This is a genomic window from Nocardia sp. NPDC058058, from assembly GCF_042885355.1.
Taxonomy (GTDB): Bacteria; Actinomycetota; Actinomycetes; order Mycobacteriales; family Mycobacteriaceae; genus Nocardia.
Genome location: NZ_JBHVSA010000003.1, coordinates 1,459,526 through 1,473,617 on the forward strand (window position 1 = coordinate 1,459,526; position 14,092 = coordinate 1,473,617).

Consider the following 14,092-nt stretch of genomic DNA (forward strand, 5'->3'; position numbering starts at 1 on the left):
TTCAATTACCAACGAGTCGGTTTGCCCGCCGCAAACGCTTGGTGAATTTCTGTGATCTGCATCACGTTTCAATGCTCGGAAAGTCGATCCGCCCGGTCGAGGAGATATCGCTGTTCGGGCAGGCTTGTCGTACGCCGGGCGGCGAGCAGATACGCCGCACGCGCGGCGGCGTCGTCGCTCGCCAACTCCAGCAGATGAGCGCGCACCGCGTGCAGTCGATGATGCCCGGCCATGCGCGAATCGGCGTCCAACTCCGCCAGCAGCTCCAGCGCCACCCGAGGTCCGTCCGTCATCGCCACGGCGACCGCGTGATTGAGGGTCACCATCGGGTTCGGCGCGATGCGATTCAGGATCTTGTAAAGCGTGCGGATCTGCGACCAGTCGGTGTCCTGCGCGCGGGGCGCTTGCACATGCAGCGCCGCGATCGCGGCCTGGAGTTGATACGGGCCGAGCGCCGAGCGCGCCATGGCATCGCTCACCAGGGTCACGCCCTCCTCGATTCGCGCTGTGTCCCAACGGGTTCGGTCCTGCTCGGCGAGCGGGACCAGACCTCCGTCGACATCCACGCGCGCCGAGCGGCGTGCATCGGTCAGCAGCATCAATGCCAGTAGCCCCGCTACCTCGCCGTCATCGGGCAATGCGAGATGCACCGAGCGGGTCAGCCGGATCGCCTCCGAGGCGAGTTCATCGCGTCGCAGCTCGGGTCCGGAGCTCGCGGTATAGCCCTCATTGAAGATCAGGTACAGCACATGCAGCACCGCACCCAGCCGCTCGGTGTACTCCTCGCCGGTCGGCATTTCGAAGCGGGATCCCGCCGCCCGAATCCGCTGCTTGGCCCGGCTGATTCGCGGACCCATGGTGGCCTCGGGCACCAGGAACGCGCGCGCTACCTCCGCGGTCCCGAGGCCGCCCACCGCCCGCAGGGTGAGCGCGATCCGCGAAGATTCGGTCAGCGCCGGATGGCAGCACAGAAATAGCAGGGTGAGAGTGTCGTCCCGGTTACTCGGGTCCGAATCATCTGGTGCCGCAGCGAGATACGCCTCCGGGCCATCGCGGACCGCAGCGGCCTCCTCGCGGCGGCGGCGCGCTTCCTCGCTGCGAATATGGTCCACGACTCGACGCGAGGCGACGGTGACCAGCCAGGCGCGCGGGTCATCGGGCGTTCCATCCACGGGCCACTGCCGCACCGCCGCCAGCAACGCCTCCTGCACCGCGTCCTCGCAGGTGTCGAACGCCTCGTAGCGTCGCAGCAGCGCCCCGAGAACCTGGGGTGCCAACTCGCGCAACCGATTTCCCAGGTCCTCGGGGGCTACCATCACATCTCCCAACCGGCGGGTGTCATCAGCGGCCGTATCTCCACCGCGTCGAATCGCGTTGCGGGATAACGTGCTGCGAGCTCCACCGCCCGAGCGAGGTCGTCGCAATCGAGCACGTAGTAACTGCTCGCAGCGACCCCCGACGCGAGGTACGGCCCCTCGGTGAGCACCGGTTCCCCATTCCTGATCCGCAGCACCGTATATGTCGACGGATCGGCGAACACCTGCCCGTCGACGAGCTCCCCGGACTGCCGCAGATTGTCGGCGAATGCCGCCGCATCCGCCGAATGGCTATGCGCCACTTGCGAACCCGACTCCTCGAGATAGATGTTCAGCAGGAACTTCACGGTGTATCCAGATCACCGCGATCGCTGGCGAACACCACCCGCCGCACCTCGATCCCAAGCCCCTCGACCTTGGCGTCGGGGATCATCCCCGCCAACTCCAGCGCACGTTCGCGGCTCTCACACTCGACCAGGTAGTACCCGCCCAGGTACTCCTTGGCCTCGAGATACGGCCCGTCCGTCACCGTCCGCGCACCGTTGCGGACACTCACCACAACACTCTCGGAGACATCGGCCAGCGCCGCGGTCCCGAGCATCTCCCCGGATTCCCGGATCGTATCCATGAACGCCCCGTGCCCGCTCATCACCTCATTGCGCTCGGCATCGGTGAGCGCGTCCCAGATCAACGGGTTCGAATGCATGATCAGCATGAATTTCACGATGTTTCCTCCTGGCCGATGCGATGCCCCGACGGCGCCGCTCACCCATGAGTCGGAGCAGCCCACTCGATCTTGACATCCCGAGCACGCGATCTCGCCGCAAATTTCACGAGCCCGCTCCGACCACCTGGTGAGCGTGCCGCACCCGGCACCCGCGGATGAACCGGAGAACCACCATGACCCTCCCTCGTATCGGCATCGGCCTGCCGAGCTTCGGCCCGCACGCCGGACCCGAGGCCATCGCCCTGGTCGCCCAGGCAGCCGAACGCTTCGGCTTCCACGCGCTCTCGGTCAACGAGCGCCTGCTGCTGCCGGTCGACCCGACCACCAGCCTCAAAGACGGCCTGCCCGAGTCCTACGTCTGGGATCCCCTGGAAGTCCTGACCTGGGCCGCCGCTCGCACCAACCGAATTCGCCTGACGACCGGCGTGGTGAACTCGCTCTTCCAGCCCCCGATCATCCTCGCTCGCCGCCTCGCCACCCTCGACCGACTCTCCCGAGGCCGCCTCGAAGCCGGTATCGGCCAGGGCGGCGGAGGCGCGGAAGACGCCTCCTGGATGATCCCCGAAGAGTTCGCCGCAGCGGGCATCCCGCGCACCCACCGCGGCGCGGGCTTCATCGAACACGTCGCCGCCCTGCGCGCCTGCTGGGCCCCCGACCCGGTCGAATTCCACGGCACCCGCTATCACATCCCGCGCTCGACGGTCGGCCCGAAACCGTGGGCAGACTCGATCCCCCTCTACTTCGGCGCGATGGTCCGCTCCACCATCGAACGCGCCGCCACCCTCGCCGACGGCTTCATCACCGTCGCCCTGGACTGGAACGAAACCCCCACCAGAATCGCCTGGTACCGCGACGCGGGCGGCCCAGGCCCGGTAATCCTCAACACCCTTCAGTCCTACCCCGGCGGCCAACCCGCCACCCCAACCGTTTTCACCGACACCATCTGCGCCGACCTCGCGCGAGCCCAGGCCGCCGGCGCCGACGAGATGCACCTCACCCTCAACCTGGCAGCCGTCCACCCCGAACGCCAGGTGGAATTGCTTGGCGCACTTGCCGATACGCTCGATCTGACGGCGCCGCTCAACCCCGTTCCGGCCAGCACCTTCTGACCTCGTCGGCGGGAGGTTCGATCACCATGTCGTTCGTCCCGCCGATGGCGCGCGAACTCGGAGCCCCGGGCTGCCACGGCGTCCAGCCCGGATCGCCCTTCCAGAGGAAGGCTTTCCAGGCGTCGACCAGTGTGGTCCGCACGGCCAGGTGCGCCGGGGTGGCAGCGTCGACCTGGGCCAGTTTGTCGAAGATGAAGAGCAGGTCCGAGCCGTGGAATGCGCCCATTCGCGAGCCACACGGTTCGTCCTCGAGCAGGAAGTGGTGGGCGGTCCCGCCCGCCGCGAGCTGGGCTCGGACCAGATCGATCGCGGGTCTGCGATAAACGGCGTCGCTAAGGAAAGCGACTCGAACGTCCGCCGGATCACCGGAGCCGATTCGGGCGATGTAGGCATCGGCCAGGGCCGCCGGATCGGTGACGCCGATCCGGCGCATTTCATCGTGGACCCGCGGCATGGGAATCGCGAAGGCATCACCGGCGAGCAGGCGGAATATTCGCACCTCGTCGCGGGTGGCTCCGACCAACAGCGGAACATCCCCGGTGATCGCGTGCAACGGGTGCACCGGGACCACGGTGCCGTCCACGACGGTGCCCCAGGCCCGCCCACCCGGCAGGTTGCGCTCGCCGATATCCCCGGACACGACCGTGCCCTGCAATTCGAGAATCGACCGCAGTGGCACGGTCCGAAGTTGCTCGGGTTCGTCGACACGCAGCGCATCGAGCAGGTCGGCCGCCATGGCGGCCGCCACGGGCCGGTCGATAACGCGTGAGGCATTTCCGCTGTGCAGGATGGCTTTCGCGAACAGGCCGCGAGCACTCGGCATACCGAGCAGCGTGCCGATCGAGAACGCGCCCGCGGACTGCCCGGCCACGATGATGTTGTCCGGATCGCCGCCGAACCGCTCGATATTGCGCTTCACCCAGCCGAGCGCGCAAACCTGGTCCTGGAGCGCGAGATTCGACGACCACCCTTCCAAGAAGAGGTGGCCGAGGGCGGCGAGCCGGTAGTTGATCGTCACCACGACCGCACCCGTGAGGCGGGACAGGGCGGAGCCATCGCTGTACGGCGGATTGGCCGAACCCGCCTCCAGGCCGCCCCCGAAGATCCACACCACCACCGGGAGCGGTTCGCTGCTCGCCGCCGGAGTCCACACGTTCAGATACAGGCAGTCTTCCGACGTCGTGGTGATTGCCGCGGTCGGAAAGGTGGGAAACGTCGACCCTCCGTCACCGGCCAGGCCTCCCGATCCCTGTGCCGGAGCCGGTGAATAGTGTTCGGCCGAACGGATATCGGACCAGCCCGGTGCGGGTTGTGGCGGTTGGAACCGAAGGTCGCCCACCGGCGGCATCGCGAACGGAATGCCACGAAAGCAGCGCCCATTCCCGTCGTCGGCGACGCCACGCACCGCGCCCTCGGTCGTCTCGACTACCAATCGGTCGTCCATCGCACCGCCCCGGATCGTCAACTGAAATCAAAGGTCAGCATCGCGGGCGCTGTTGCGAGGTGCCCGTCTCATCGATCTCGAACGACAGTACCGGGCGATCACCGTCGTCCGCCGGATTCGATGAACGGAATCCGCGAGCGTCGCGCCCAGGACAGCGGGTCGAGCGCATTACGATGGTCGGAACCGTTCGGCCGGTGCGTAATTCGAGCTCTCCGACGGCGACGGGATACGAGCCCCAACCAGCGGAGGTGTCAGGTGGCCGAACGCGCACAGCACGGATTCGGGATGGTGGCAGCCCATTTCATCGTCTCGGACGACGTCGAGCGCTCGCAGCGCTTCTACACCGAGGTGCTCGGCGGCACGGTGGTCTTCTCCGGCGGACCAGTCTATGTCGCACTCGCCAATACCTTCGTCATCATCAATGTCGGCGGCGGTCCGACCGATGACAAGCCCACGGTTGTCCTGGAGACCCCGCGCGATCCCGATCGGGTCAGCAGCTTCCTCAATCTCCGGGTCGAGGACATCCAGGCCGCGTACACCGAATGGAGCGCGCGGGGCGCTCACTTCCTCACCCCGCCGAAGCAGCACGAATCCGAAATCCGTTGCTACATACGTGATCCCGACGGCTACCTGATCGAAGTGGGGCAAACCACGGATGCCTCGGGCGATTGGACGCCGTGGCTGTCGCGCACCCCACCCGAGTCAGGGGCGTGATGAGCTCACAGGGTGGAACCACGCCATGCCAGATGGAGTTCGTTCTCGCCCACCGATGGGCGGAATGAACACAGCGCTGGGCTGCAAGCGGTTTCGAACGCGGCCGCCCGGGTAGGCGGCTGCCAGGTGTGGTCACCATCGAATGCGGAGTACCAGATCTCCGGTCCGCTGGCGGATTTCCACGCCAGGTGCAGGCGACCGTCGTGGGCGGCGAGCGCGGGCGCGAGATCGGAATAGGCATCGGCGGGATTGGCCCGCGACGTCCACGACACGCCATTGGTGGTGCTCCACAGGCGAATCCACTTGTCATCGTCGAGCATTGCCTTGGTGCCGCGGTGCGCGAGATAGAGGGTATCGCCCAGCACGGCGAGCGCGGGGCTCTCCGCCGACGCCATACCGGGCAGACCGATGGGTGCGCTCCAGCCGGTGTCGCCGTGCACGGCGCTGTAGAGATTCTGATTCGAGGTGATCAGGTGCTCGCCGCCGCGCCAAAAGGCTTGCAGGACATCGCGAAACACGATCAGGCTCGGCCCGCGTGACGTCTCGGCCCCGCCCAGGATCTGCTGGTCCTCCCACTTGTGGCCGTCGGCGGAGGTGGACCAGTAAATGCTCTGGTCGTGCTGCTGCCCCTTCCATGCCAGGTAGAGCGTTTCGGTGCCGGCGACGAACAGGGCGGACAGTGCGGGCCGATCGGACGTGCCGACATAGGGCAGGTTCCACGGTGAGCCCGCGCCATCGACGGTATCGGTGAACCACATGCTGTCGGTGCTGTCCTCCGCACGCCAGGCCAGGTGCAGGCGATGCTGGAACACCGCGAGCGCCGGAGCGGTCGGCGAAGTCGCGCCGGGAACCGGCGCCTGGTCGGCCCAAGCGCCGGGCTGGGCCGTGCCCGAGGACCAGAGTCGAGTATCGGGCTGCGGGCGGGATAGAGGTGACATCGGAACTCACCGCGGCTTTCTGCGCTGGAGCGGTTGAAGTCGAGCAATGCGACGACGGCATTGTGCGTCCGAGGAAATCAGTGTAGTTCGGGAGCTTGCTTATCACCTGAAAACCGCTCGCGCAGAACATATCTCGACAATTTTGAACCGCCTGGTCGGTCCGAGTCCGGCGGGTCTCGCGCGACGGATCCTCATGCTGCTCAACCAGCGATGGATGGACCGCTCGGGAGATTGCGAGCCGGGTTTGTCGCGCGTCTAACCCGCGTGAGTGAGTCGGTGCGCGCGATCGTTGAGGTACCGCTGTTCGGGGATGCTCGCGGTGAGTTGTGCGGCCCGCAGGTAGCTTTCGATGGCGGCGGTGCGATCACCGGTCATCTCCAGCAGGTGCGCGCGTACCGCGTGGGTGCGGTGATGACGCTGTACCGACGGGTTGTCCAGCAGCGGTGCGATCAACTCCAAGCCCCGGCGTGGACCGAAGGCCATACCGACGGCGACGGCGCGATTCAGAGTCACGACCCAACTGGGCGCGAGGTGATCCAGCATGGCGTAGAGGACGCAGATCTGCCGCCAGTCGGTGTCCTCCCACGCGGAGGACTCCGCGTGCACCGCGGCGATCGCGGCCTGCAACTGAAACCGGCCCACATGACCGCGTGGCAGGACTCGCTCCAAGATGGCGACGCCTTCCGCGATCAGATCCCGATCCCACCGGGCACGGTTCTGTTCGGCCAGCGGAACCAGATCGCCATCCTCGGTGCGCGTCGCCGCCCGGGCGTGAGTGAGCAGCATCAGCGCGAGAGCACCCGCGACCTCGTCGTGATCCGGTATCGCACAATGCAATTGGCGGGTGAGTCGGATCGCCTCTTCGGTCAGGCCGCGATCCATGAGTGCGCCGCCCGTCGAACGGGTGTGTCCTTCGGTGAACATCAGATGGCACACGTCGAGCACGGCCGCGATACGTGCGGGCAGGTCCGTTCGATTCGGGAGCTCGAACACCGCACCCGCCGACCGCAGCGTCGATCGAGCCCGGCTCAGGCGCTGCGCCATGGTGCGTTCCGGAACGAGGTAGGCGGCCGCGATCTCGCCGGTTCCCAGACCGCCGACCGCGTGCAGGGTCAACGCGACTTGCGATGAGCGGCTCAGACTCGGGTGGCAGCACAGTACGAACAGTCGCAGCATGTCGTCGTGGTCGCCGGTTGTCGTCGGATCCGTCGACGGGACGCGGGACTGCGCGACCGCCACCGCCTCTTCGCGTCCGGCACGTGCCCGGTCGGCTCGCGATCGGTCGATCAATCGCCGCGATGCCACGGTGATCAGCCAGCCCCGCGGATTGGCGGGCACACCGTCGCGATCCCACTGCACCGCCGCCGCCTCCGCCGCGTCCTGCGCGGCATCCTCGCAATCCCCGAGGTCGCCGTGTCTGCGCAGCAGGGCGGCGAGGACGTGTGGCGACTCGCGCCGCCACACCTCCTCGACCACCCGGTCGCTCACTGGTCGTCGCCGCCCGGCCACATCGCGGGCCGCAGTTCGATGGTTTCGCCCGGCCCGGCGAACCGCGCGGCGATCTCCTCCGCGCGGGCGTGGTTTTCCACGTCGATAAGGAAGAACCCGGCCAGATGTTCCTTGGCCTCCGAATACGGCCCATCGGTCACCAGTGGCTTCTCATCGGCCCACCGGTACAGCCGCGATGACTCGGGCGCTCCCAACGCCTCCCCGGTCAGCAACTCACCCTTCGCCTGCATCTCACCGAGCAGGTTCTCGAAATCGGAGGTCATCCGATCGCGCTCTTCCTGAGTCATCGCCTGGTACTCGGGCAGGTAATCACCCGTCGGATGGCCCCACGGCTGCGGATTCGAATGGATCAAGATCACGTACTTCATCACGGCTCCTTCGATCACGGATGCGCCCGAATGACCCATCCTCACCCGAACGTCGGAGCCGATCCCGCCGTGTCGACATCCGCCGCGAAAAAAACAGTGCAGTCATCCGCTGACGTGAGCGGTGTTGTCGAGCCAGTGCTGAGCGAGTCCGGTGTCGCCTTCGACGGTGATGCCGGTGTCGCGGTCGGTGAGCGGGAGTCGCCGGGTCAAGATCAGCAGCAGCGATTGCGCCGGGCCACTCACCGTGACATCGGCGGGCCGGATTCCGGGCAGCCAGCTCGCGCCGCCGGGTTGCCGTTCGACGAACCAGCCGCCCGCGTCACCGGTGAGATCGGTTGCCGCCCACTGCAATCGTTGCCCGGTGCCGCGAATGGCGTGCGCGGACGCGGCCCGCTGCAGCTCCCAGGTGGGGGAGGTGAGCATCGCGAAGTGGTTGCCGATGAGCGCGGCCGCGATAGCGGGGTCGATATCGACCGTTCGCTTCGCGGCGTTGGCGGCATCGACCCCGTGCACGACCGATTCGTTCAGCATGCCGGCGAGCCAGAATCGCGTCCCGGACCGCTCGTCCCCGGCGGGATTGAACACCGGCGCGTCGAGCGCGTCGTCCGAGCACGCGTCCGCGACCCGTTGCGCGGACTCGGCCAGCCACTGCGGCCACCGGTGCGGATCAGCGGGGAGAACGGCCATCTCCCCGGGCAATTGGGTGGGGTCGGTGATGCGCCGCTCGATGATCTCCGCGACCCAGTGCTGGGTTTGGCCCACGTGTCGGACCAGATCGGAGACGGTCCATTCGGGAGCGGTCGGCACGGCGGCGTCGGGTCCGGCGGCGGCCGCTGATTCCGCGAGTCGCCGGGTGTGTTCGACGATTGCCCGCCTGGCGTTTTCGGCGTTCGATTCGCTCATGCTGAGCATCCTTTCGTGAATTCGTCGCGTGGGTTATGACCGGCCGCATCGGTCGAATTCATCGGTGGCGCGCCAGCGCCCGTGCCCAGGGCGACATTCGCCGCTCCTTCGGTCGGTGACACGGCCGGGGCCGTGAGCGCGTAAACGCTCACGGCCCCGGCCGTTTCTCACGGTCGATCAGTAGTAGTGGCTGCGCCCGCCGACAGCGCGACCGGTCGCGCCGAGCAGTGCCAGGACCGCTCCGACGACGAGCAGGATGACGCCGAGGGTGGTCAGGATGGGGATGCCGATCAGAATGCCGGCGATCAGGAGGATGAGCCCGAGGGCGATCATTGGAGGTCCTTCGGTTGAGCGGACTTGTCGAAACCGCTATTCCCGGTTGACCGTTGTCCAAACAACAGATGTTCGATCTCGAACCCGTTGGCGGGCAGACAATCCCGATCGACGCCCGGTCGCTACGCGCTGATATCGACCTTGTTCGCGTAGAAAGCGATGTAGCCCTTGATGTTTGCCGCGGCATCCATCGGTTCGGGGTAGTACCAGGCAGCGTCGCTCAGCGGGTTGCCGTCGCCGATATCGACGGTGTAATAGCTTGCGGTGCCTTTCCATCCGCACACCGTGTGCGTGTCGGTGGGTGTGAAGTACTCCTGCTTGATCGCAGCGGGCGGGAAGTAGATATTGCCCTCGACCGTCTCGTAGTCGTCGGTCTCGGCGATGATGACGCCGTTCACGGTTGCCGTCGCATGTGCCATACCGCGATTGTGCCAGCGGCGCAGGCGGTTCGGCGTCAGGAATCGAGTCGGCCGTAGATCAGGCGCAGGATCGCCTCGGTGAGATCGTCGATACCGTGCACCACATCGGTGCGCGGCGCCGCGGACAATTGCGAGAGTCGCCCATCTCGCATGAGGGTGACCAAGGCAGCCAGGGTCGCCGAATCGATTCCCGTGGGAGCGAGGCCCGCCGCGCGGTCGCGATCGATCTTGGCGGCGAGTGCGCTGGTGAATCGGGTTTGCATGCTCAGCAGGAATTCCTGCAGCGGCGGATAGCTGCTGTCGTACCCCTCCAATGAGCAGACCATGATCTTGCTGTTGTCGTGCCAGATCTGCGCGGCCCCGGTGAGCTGGGTGTGCAGCAGCTCGCGCTGCGGGCCGGTGGACGGCAGCCAGACGTGGGTCTCGGCGTAGCGGTCGCTCACATCCTCCATCAGGCGCGCGAGCACGGCCTGTTTGGACGGGAAGTAGAAGTAGAAACTCGTGCGGGAGATGCCGGTGGCGCCGGTGATGTCGTCGATGGTCAGTTTGGCCATCGGCTTGTTCGCGAGCAGTTCGCGAGTCGCGTCCAGGATCTGGGCCTCGCGCTGATCACCCTTGGACAGGGTGCCGCGGCGTCGCACCGCCTCGGTCGTGTCTCGGACCTGGTTCACCGTGGGTCCGCCCTTCTGCGCCATGGCCACACCATAGAGCGATTTGCCTATCGATACTGGACGTGGCGTCCATCATAATCGACACTATGTCGATTCCAGCGTAGGGTACCGGCAATGACCTCCCCGCTCGAGCTTCGGCGTACCGCGTCGCCGACCGCGATCGTGCTGACCATGGCCAGCACCGTGTTTCTCCTGGCACTGGTTCAGACTCTGCCCGTGCCCGCGCTGCCGCAGATCGGTCACCAGCTCGGCGTCTCGGCGACGACCGTCGGCTGGGTGACGACCGCGACCATGCTGGCGGCCTCCGCGCTCACCCCGCTGCTAGGTCGCCTCGGCGATGTCTACGGCCACAAGCCGGTCGTGCTGGCGACATTGGTCGTGACGCTGGTGGGCAGCGTGTTGGCCGCCTCGGCGACCAGCATCGACCTGCTCATCGTCGGAAGGGCGTTGCAGGGAGCCAGTTTCGGCCTCTTCCCGCTGGCGATCAGCGTGCTACGCCATGAACTTCCGGCCGAGCGCCTGACCGGAGCCCTCGCGGTCACCGCGTCGACCCTGGGTGTGGGCAGCGGTGTCGCACTGGTCGCTACCGGCCTGCTGACCCAGGGCGGTGCGGACTACCGCCGCATCTTCTGGCTGTGCGTGGTGCTGACCGCCGTGGTGCTGGTGCTGGCGTTCCGCATCCTGCCGCGCCGCGCGGGCCAGGGCGGCCGCGTCGACTACATCGGTGCCGCAGTGCTGGGCCTGGGCCTGGTCTGCCTGCTGCTGCCGATCTCCCAGGGGCACGAATGGGGTTGGGGCAGTGCGCAAGTGATCGGCCTGTTCGTGGCCTCGGTCGTGGTGCTCGCGGGATTCCTGCTGCTGCAATCCAAACTGCGTGAGCCCCTGGTGGCGACCTCGCTGCTGGCGCATCGCCCGGTCGCGGTGACCAACCTGGCCAGCTTCTGCGTCGGTTTCGCCATGTTCAGCGTGTTCCTCGGCGCGACCTACTTCGTCGCGACCCCACATGGGTTGGCGGGCTTCGGATTCGACGCTTCGGTGCTCCGCACCAGCGTGGCGTTCATGCTCCCCGGCGCGGTGGTCTCGGTCTTGATGGGCCCGATCGCGGGCCGTCTGGTCGGCCGCATCGGCCCCCGCTACGTGCTGCTGCTCGCCAGCGTCATCGGCCTGTTCGCCCTGACCGCCCTGGCGGTTCTGCACTCGACCAGCGCGGAAGTCATTGTCGCACTTGTCATCGCGAACGCCGCGATCGCAATCGCCTACTCCGCCATGCCCGCCCTGCTGGTCGCCAATGTCGCCCCGCAGGAAACCGGCATCGCCAACTCCATCAACTCGATCATGCGCACCGTCGGCGGCGCCATCGGCAGCGCCCTGGTGGTCACCATCCTGACCAGCGACACCCTGCGCCACACCCTCCCCGGCGGCGGCGCCATCGTCCTCCCCGCCGAGAGTGCCTACCGCATCGCATTCCTCACCGGCGCAGCCTTTTTCGCGGTAGCAGCCCTGCTGGCCGCCTTCGGCCTCCGCAACACCGGCCGCCCGCTGACCCAGCACGAAGTCGAAGAAGACATCGCCCTGGCCGGCGCCGGCGAATTCGCCACGGTATCCACCAGCCTCTGACCCCCCACTGAAATGTCCTGAACGGATCATTACTTGGAGGGAATCGCAGGGATGGCGTGGCTGCGGCAGAGTCGTCGCCATGAGCGAATCAGAGGTCATGCGCTACACGCGAATCGAAACGTCCGTGGACGGTGGTTCGGAGTTCGTCGACGACTCGGTAGCGCTCGATACGCGGCCCGTGGCGATCGGAGTCGCACCCATGGCGATCGGCGAATTGCCTTCGGGGAATTCGGTATTCGTGCGCAGTGACGGGTTCGACAGCGAGCCGCATCCAGCACCGGCTCGCCAATGGGTGGTGATGATTCGTGGCACGATAGCGGTGACCACCAGCGCCGGAGACCAACGGGTATTCGGTCCGGGGGATCTGGTGCTGGCGGCCGATATCGAGGGGCGTGGTCACAGCACCGTCGCAGTAGGCAATGGTCCGTTCGAGGCCCTTTTCATCCCCGCGCCCGACGGGGTGTAGCGCACGCCGTCGGGCACGGGGGTGGTCCCTCGCTTCAGTCGAGCCGCTCGAAAATCATTGAGCCGGTCGCGGATCGGGTTCCGGTGGCTCCTGCGCCTGATTCGGCGGCACATCCGCGTGGAAATCCAGATCGATGTCCTGGGGGTTCAGATCGAAGTGCACTCGCAGATCGTTCATGACATCACTGAGGCGGATCAGGCTGGGGCGCAGTCCATTTCCGTCGCCGGCGAGCAACTCTCGGGAGTTGCTCGCCGTCTCGTGTTCGACGGTTCGGCGCAGTAGTTCCACGGCGACCAGGGCCGAGGCCGCCAGCCGGGATTCGGCAGATTGCATGGAATGCTCCTCGAGTAACCGGCGATCAGTAGTAATGGCGGCGTCCGCCGACCGCGCGGCCGGTGGAGCCGAGCAGCATCAGGACCGCGCCGACGACGAGGAGGATCACGCCGAGGGTCGTGAGAATCGGAATCCCGAGGAGGATGCCGGCGAGCAGGAGAACAAGTCCCAGGGCGATCATGTGAGTTCCTTTGGGCGAGCGAAAATGTCAGCGGGACAGTTCCCGGCATGTGATCGCCCAAACGTGGAAACCGCCGCAAATTTCGGAACCGCCACCGGGTGTGGCTCTTCGGGTGACTGGCCATGCCCGACCGCAGCATCCCGAGGCGGTCGCCGCAGCCCTGCCGAACGTTCGCTACCGGTGGCTGCGGTGAGCGGTTTTCGGGCCTTCCACGCGTAGTCGTCCCAGCGCCTCGATGCTTGCCGAGTCCGGTGTCGGGGTGAACAGGCGCAGGAGTTGGTCGGTGGCGCGGGTGTGCAGGATCTCGAAGTCGAATTCTATGGGGCCTACGGCGGGGTGTAGGACGCGTACGCGGTGGCCGCGGCGGTGGGCGACCTCGTGCCGATGCCATTGGGTGGCGAATTCGTCGCTGGCCGCTTCGAGGCGTTCGATCAATGCGGTCGAGGGGTGATCGTGGCCGCGGTGTGCGGCGGCGGCGCGCAGGTCCGCCACGAGTTCACGGCCCAGCTGTTCGTGGTCTGCGGCGGGGTAGAGCGCGCGCATGTGCGGGTCGGTGAACCAGCGCCACACAATGTTTCGGTCCGGCTCGGCGATCTCGCAGACGCATCCGAACAGCGCGTCGGCGAGCGCGTTCTGGGCGAGTAGATCGCCGAGGTCGGTGATGAGCTGGGCGGGGGTGTCACCGAGGCGGTCGAGCAGGTAGAGCAGGGCGGGGCGGACGCGGTCCCCGGCCAGTGCCGCGGCGGGCGGGCGCTGACCCGCGAGCAGATAGAGGTGATCGCGTTCGTCCTCGGACAACCGCAGCGCACGGGCGAGTGCGGCGAGCACCTGGGGTGAGGGCTGGGAACTGCGGCCCTGTTCCAGGCGCATCACGTAATCGGCTGACACCCCGGCCAATTGAGCCAATTCCTCGCGGCGCAGACCGGGCGTGCGGCGGCGCGATCCGGCGGCCAGATCGACCTGTTCGGGCCGGAGCCGTTCGCGGGAACGGCGCAGGAACTCCGCCAGTTTGACCCTGTCCATCGTCCCTCCTCGTTGCCTAGG

Annotated in this window: 18 protein-coding genes; 4 read left to right on the forward strand and 14 right to left on the reverse strand. The window is 66.9% G+C overall.

The window, feature by feature from the left end; genetic code table 11:
* Window positions 1-68: 68 nt before the first annotated feature.
* The 3 genes from ACFVUS_RS30565 to ACFVUS_RS30575 are packed head-to-tail and all read right to left on the reverse strand — an operon-like array spanning window position 69 to window position 2,031.
* Complete coding sequence (locus ACFVUS_RS30565; protein WP_387774156.1) at window positions 69-1,316, reverse strand: RNA polymerase sigma factor; 1,248 nt, start codon at window positions 1,314-1,316, stop codon at window positions 69-71.
* Complete coding sequence (locus ACFVUS_RS30570) at window positions 1,316-1,663, reverse strand: YciI family protein (RefSeq protein ID WP_387774159.1); 348 nt, start codon at window positions 1,661-1,663, stop codon at window positions 1,316-1,318. The genes ACFVUS_RS30565 and ACFVUS_RS30570 overlap by 1 nt, the downstream gene beginning before the upstream one ends.
* Window positions 1,660-2,031, reverse strand: a complete 372-nt coding sequence (locus tag ACFVUS_RS30575; RefSeq protein WP_387774759.1) for a YciI family protein — start codon at window positions 2,029-2,031, stop codon at window positions 1,660-1,662. The genes ACFVUS_RS30570 and ACFVUS_RS30575 overlap by 4 nt, the downstream gene beginning before the upstream one ends.
* Window positions 2,032-2,216: 185 nt before the next feature.
* Between ACFVUS_RS30575 and ACFVUS_RS30580 the strand changes: the two genes are divergently transcribed.
* Entirely contained in the window at window positions 2,217-3,152 is a 936-nt protein-coding gene (locus tag ACFVUS_RS30580) for an LLM class flavin-dependent oxidoreductase (RefSeq protein ID WP_387774162.1), read from the forward strand.
* Here ACFVUS_RS30580 and ACFVUS_RS30585 read toward each other — a convergent pair.
* A complete protein-coding gene (locus ACFVUS_RS30585; protein ID WP_387774165.1) occupies window positions 3,124-4,596 on the reverse strand; it encodes a carboxylesterase/lipase family protein in 1,473 nt (490 codons plus the stop codon). The genes ACFVUS_RS30580 and ACFVUS_RS30585 overlap by 29 nt on opposite strands.
* Before the next feature lie 255 nt (window positions 4,597-4,851).
* Between ACFVUS_RS30585 and ACFVUS_RS30590 the strand changes: the two genes are divergently transcribed.
* A complete protein-coding gene (locus ACFVUS_RS30590) occupies window positions 4,852-5,310 on the forward strand; it encodes a VOC family protein (RefSeq protein WP_387774168.1) in 459 nt (152 codons plus the stop codon).
* A gap of 5 nt (window positions 5,311-5,315) precedes the next feature.
* On the opposite strand, the gene ACFVUS_RS30595 is transcribed toward ACFVUS_RS30590, so the two are convergent.
* The 7 genes from ACFVUS_RS30595 to ACFVUS_RS30625 all read right to left on the reverse strand — a co-directional run bounded on the left by ACFVUS_RS30595 (window position 5,316) and on the right by ACFVUS_RS30625 (window position 10,475).
* Complete coding sequence (locus tag ACFVUS_RS30595) at window positions 5,316-6,248, reverse strand: hypothetical protein (protein ID WP_387774171.1); 933 nt, start codon at window positions 6,246-6,248, stop codon at window positions 5,316-5,318.
* A 255-nt stretch (window positions 6,249-6,503) separates the two neighbouring features.
* Complete coding sequence (locus ACFVUS_RS30600; protein ID WP_387774174.1) at window positions 6,504-7,736, reverse strand: RNA polymerase sigma factor; 1,233 nt, start codon at window positions 7,734-7,736, stop codon at window positions 6,504-6,506.
* A complete protein-coding gene (locus ACFVUS_RS30605) occupies window positions 7,733-8,125 on the reverse strand; it encodes a YciI family protein (RefSeq protein ID WP_387774177.1) in 393 nt (130 codons plus the stop codon). Before ACFVUS_RS30605 ends, ACFVUS_RS30600 begins: the two co-directional genes overlap by 4 nt.
* Before the next feature lie 102 nt (window positions 8,126-8,227).
* Complete coding sequence (locus tag ACFVUS_RS30610) at window positions 8,228-9,028, reverse strand: maleylpyruvate isomerase family mycothiol-dependent enzyme (RefSeq protein WP_387774180.1); 801 nt, start codon at window positions 9,026-9,028, stop codon at window positions 8,228-8,230.
* A 177-nt stretch (window positions 9,029-9,205) separates the two neighbouring features.
* Window positions 9,206-9,361, reverse strand: a complete 156-nt coding sequence (locus ACFVUS_RS30615; protein ID WP_387774183.1) for a DUF6131 family protein — start codon at window positions 9,359-9,361, stop codon at window positions 9,206-9,208.
* 122 nt (window positions 9,362-9,483) lie between these two features.
* Window positions 9,484-9,780, reverse strand: coding sequence for a DUF427 domain-containing protein (locus ACFVUS_RS30620; protein ID WP_387774186.1), 297 nt, complete (start codon window positions 9,778-9,780; stop codon window positions 9,484-9,486).
* A 35-nt stretch (window positions 9,781-9,815) separates the two neighbouring features.
* A complete protein-coding gene (locus ACFVUS_RS30625) occupies window positions 9,816-10,475 on the reverse strand; it encodes a TetR/AcrR family transcriptional regulator (RefSeq protein ID WP_387774189.1) in 660 nt (219 codons plus the stop codon).
* A 90-nt stretch (window positions 10,476-10,565) separates the two neighbouring features.
* Between ACFVUS_RS30625 and ACFVUS_RS30630 the strand changes: the two genes are divergently transcribed.
* Together ACFVUS_RS30630 and ACFVUS_RS30635 are read left to right on the forward strand one after the other, a co-directional pair.
* Entirely contained in the window at window positions 10,566-12,068 is a 1,503-nt protein-coding gene (locus ACFVUS_RS30630; protein WP_387774192.1) for an MFS transporter, read from the forward strand.
* A gap of 79 nt (window positions 12,069-12,147) precedes the next feature.
* Complete coding sequence (locus ACFVUS_RS30635; RefSeq protein WP_387774195.1) at window positions 12,148-12,534, forward strand: hypothetical protein; 387 nt, start codon at window positions 12,148-12,150, stop codon at window positions 12,532-12,534.
* A gap of 54 nt (window positions 12,535-12,588) precedes the next feature.
* On the opposite strand, the gene ACFVUS_RS30640 is transcribed toward ACFVUS_RS30635, so the two are convergent.
* From ACFVUS_RS30640 to ACFVUS_RS30650, 3 genes are all read right to left on the reverse strand, one after another.
* Entirely contained in the window at window positions 12,589-12,867 is a 279-nt protein-coding gene (locus ACFVUS_RS30640) for a hypothetical protein (protein WP_387774197.1), read from the reverse strand.
* 25 nt (window positions 12,868-12,892) lie between these two features.
* On the reverse strand, window positions 12,893-13,048 hold the full coding sequence (locus tag ACFVUS_RS30645; RefSeq protein ID WP_387774200.1) for a DUF6131 family protein: 156 nt from the start codon (window positions 13,046-13,048) through the stop codon (window positions 12,893-12,895).
* Window positions 13,049-13,222: 174 nt separating this feature from the next.
* Window positions 13,223-14,071: a helix-turn-helix transcriptional regulator gene (locus tag ACFVUS_RS30650; RefSeq protein ID WP_387774203.1), complete on the reverse strand. Its 849-nt coding sequence runs from the start codon at window positions 14,069-14,071 to the stop codon at window positions 13,223-13,225.
* Window positions 14,072-14,092: the final 21 nt, after the last annotated feature.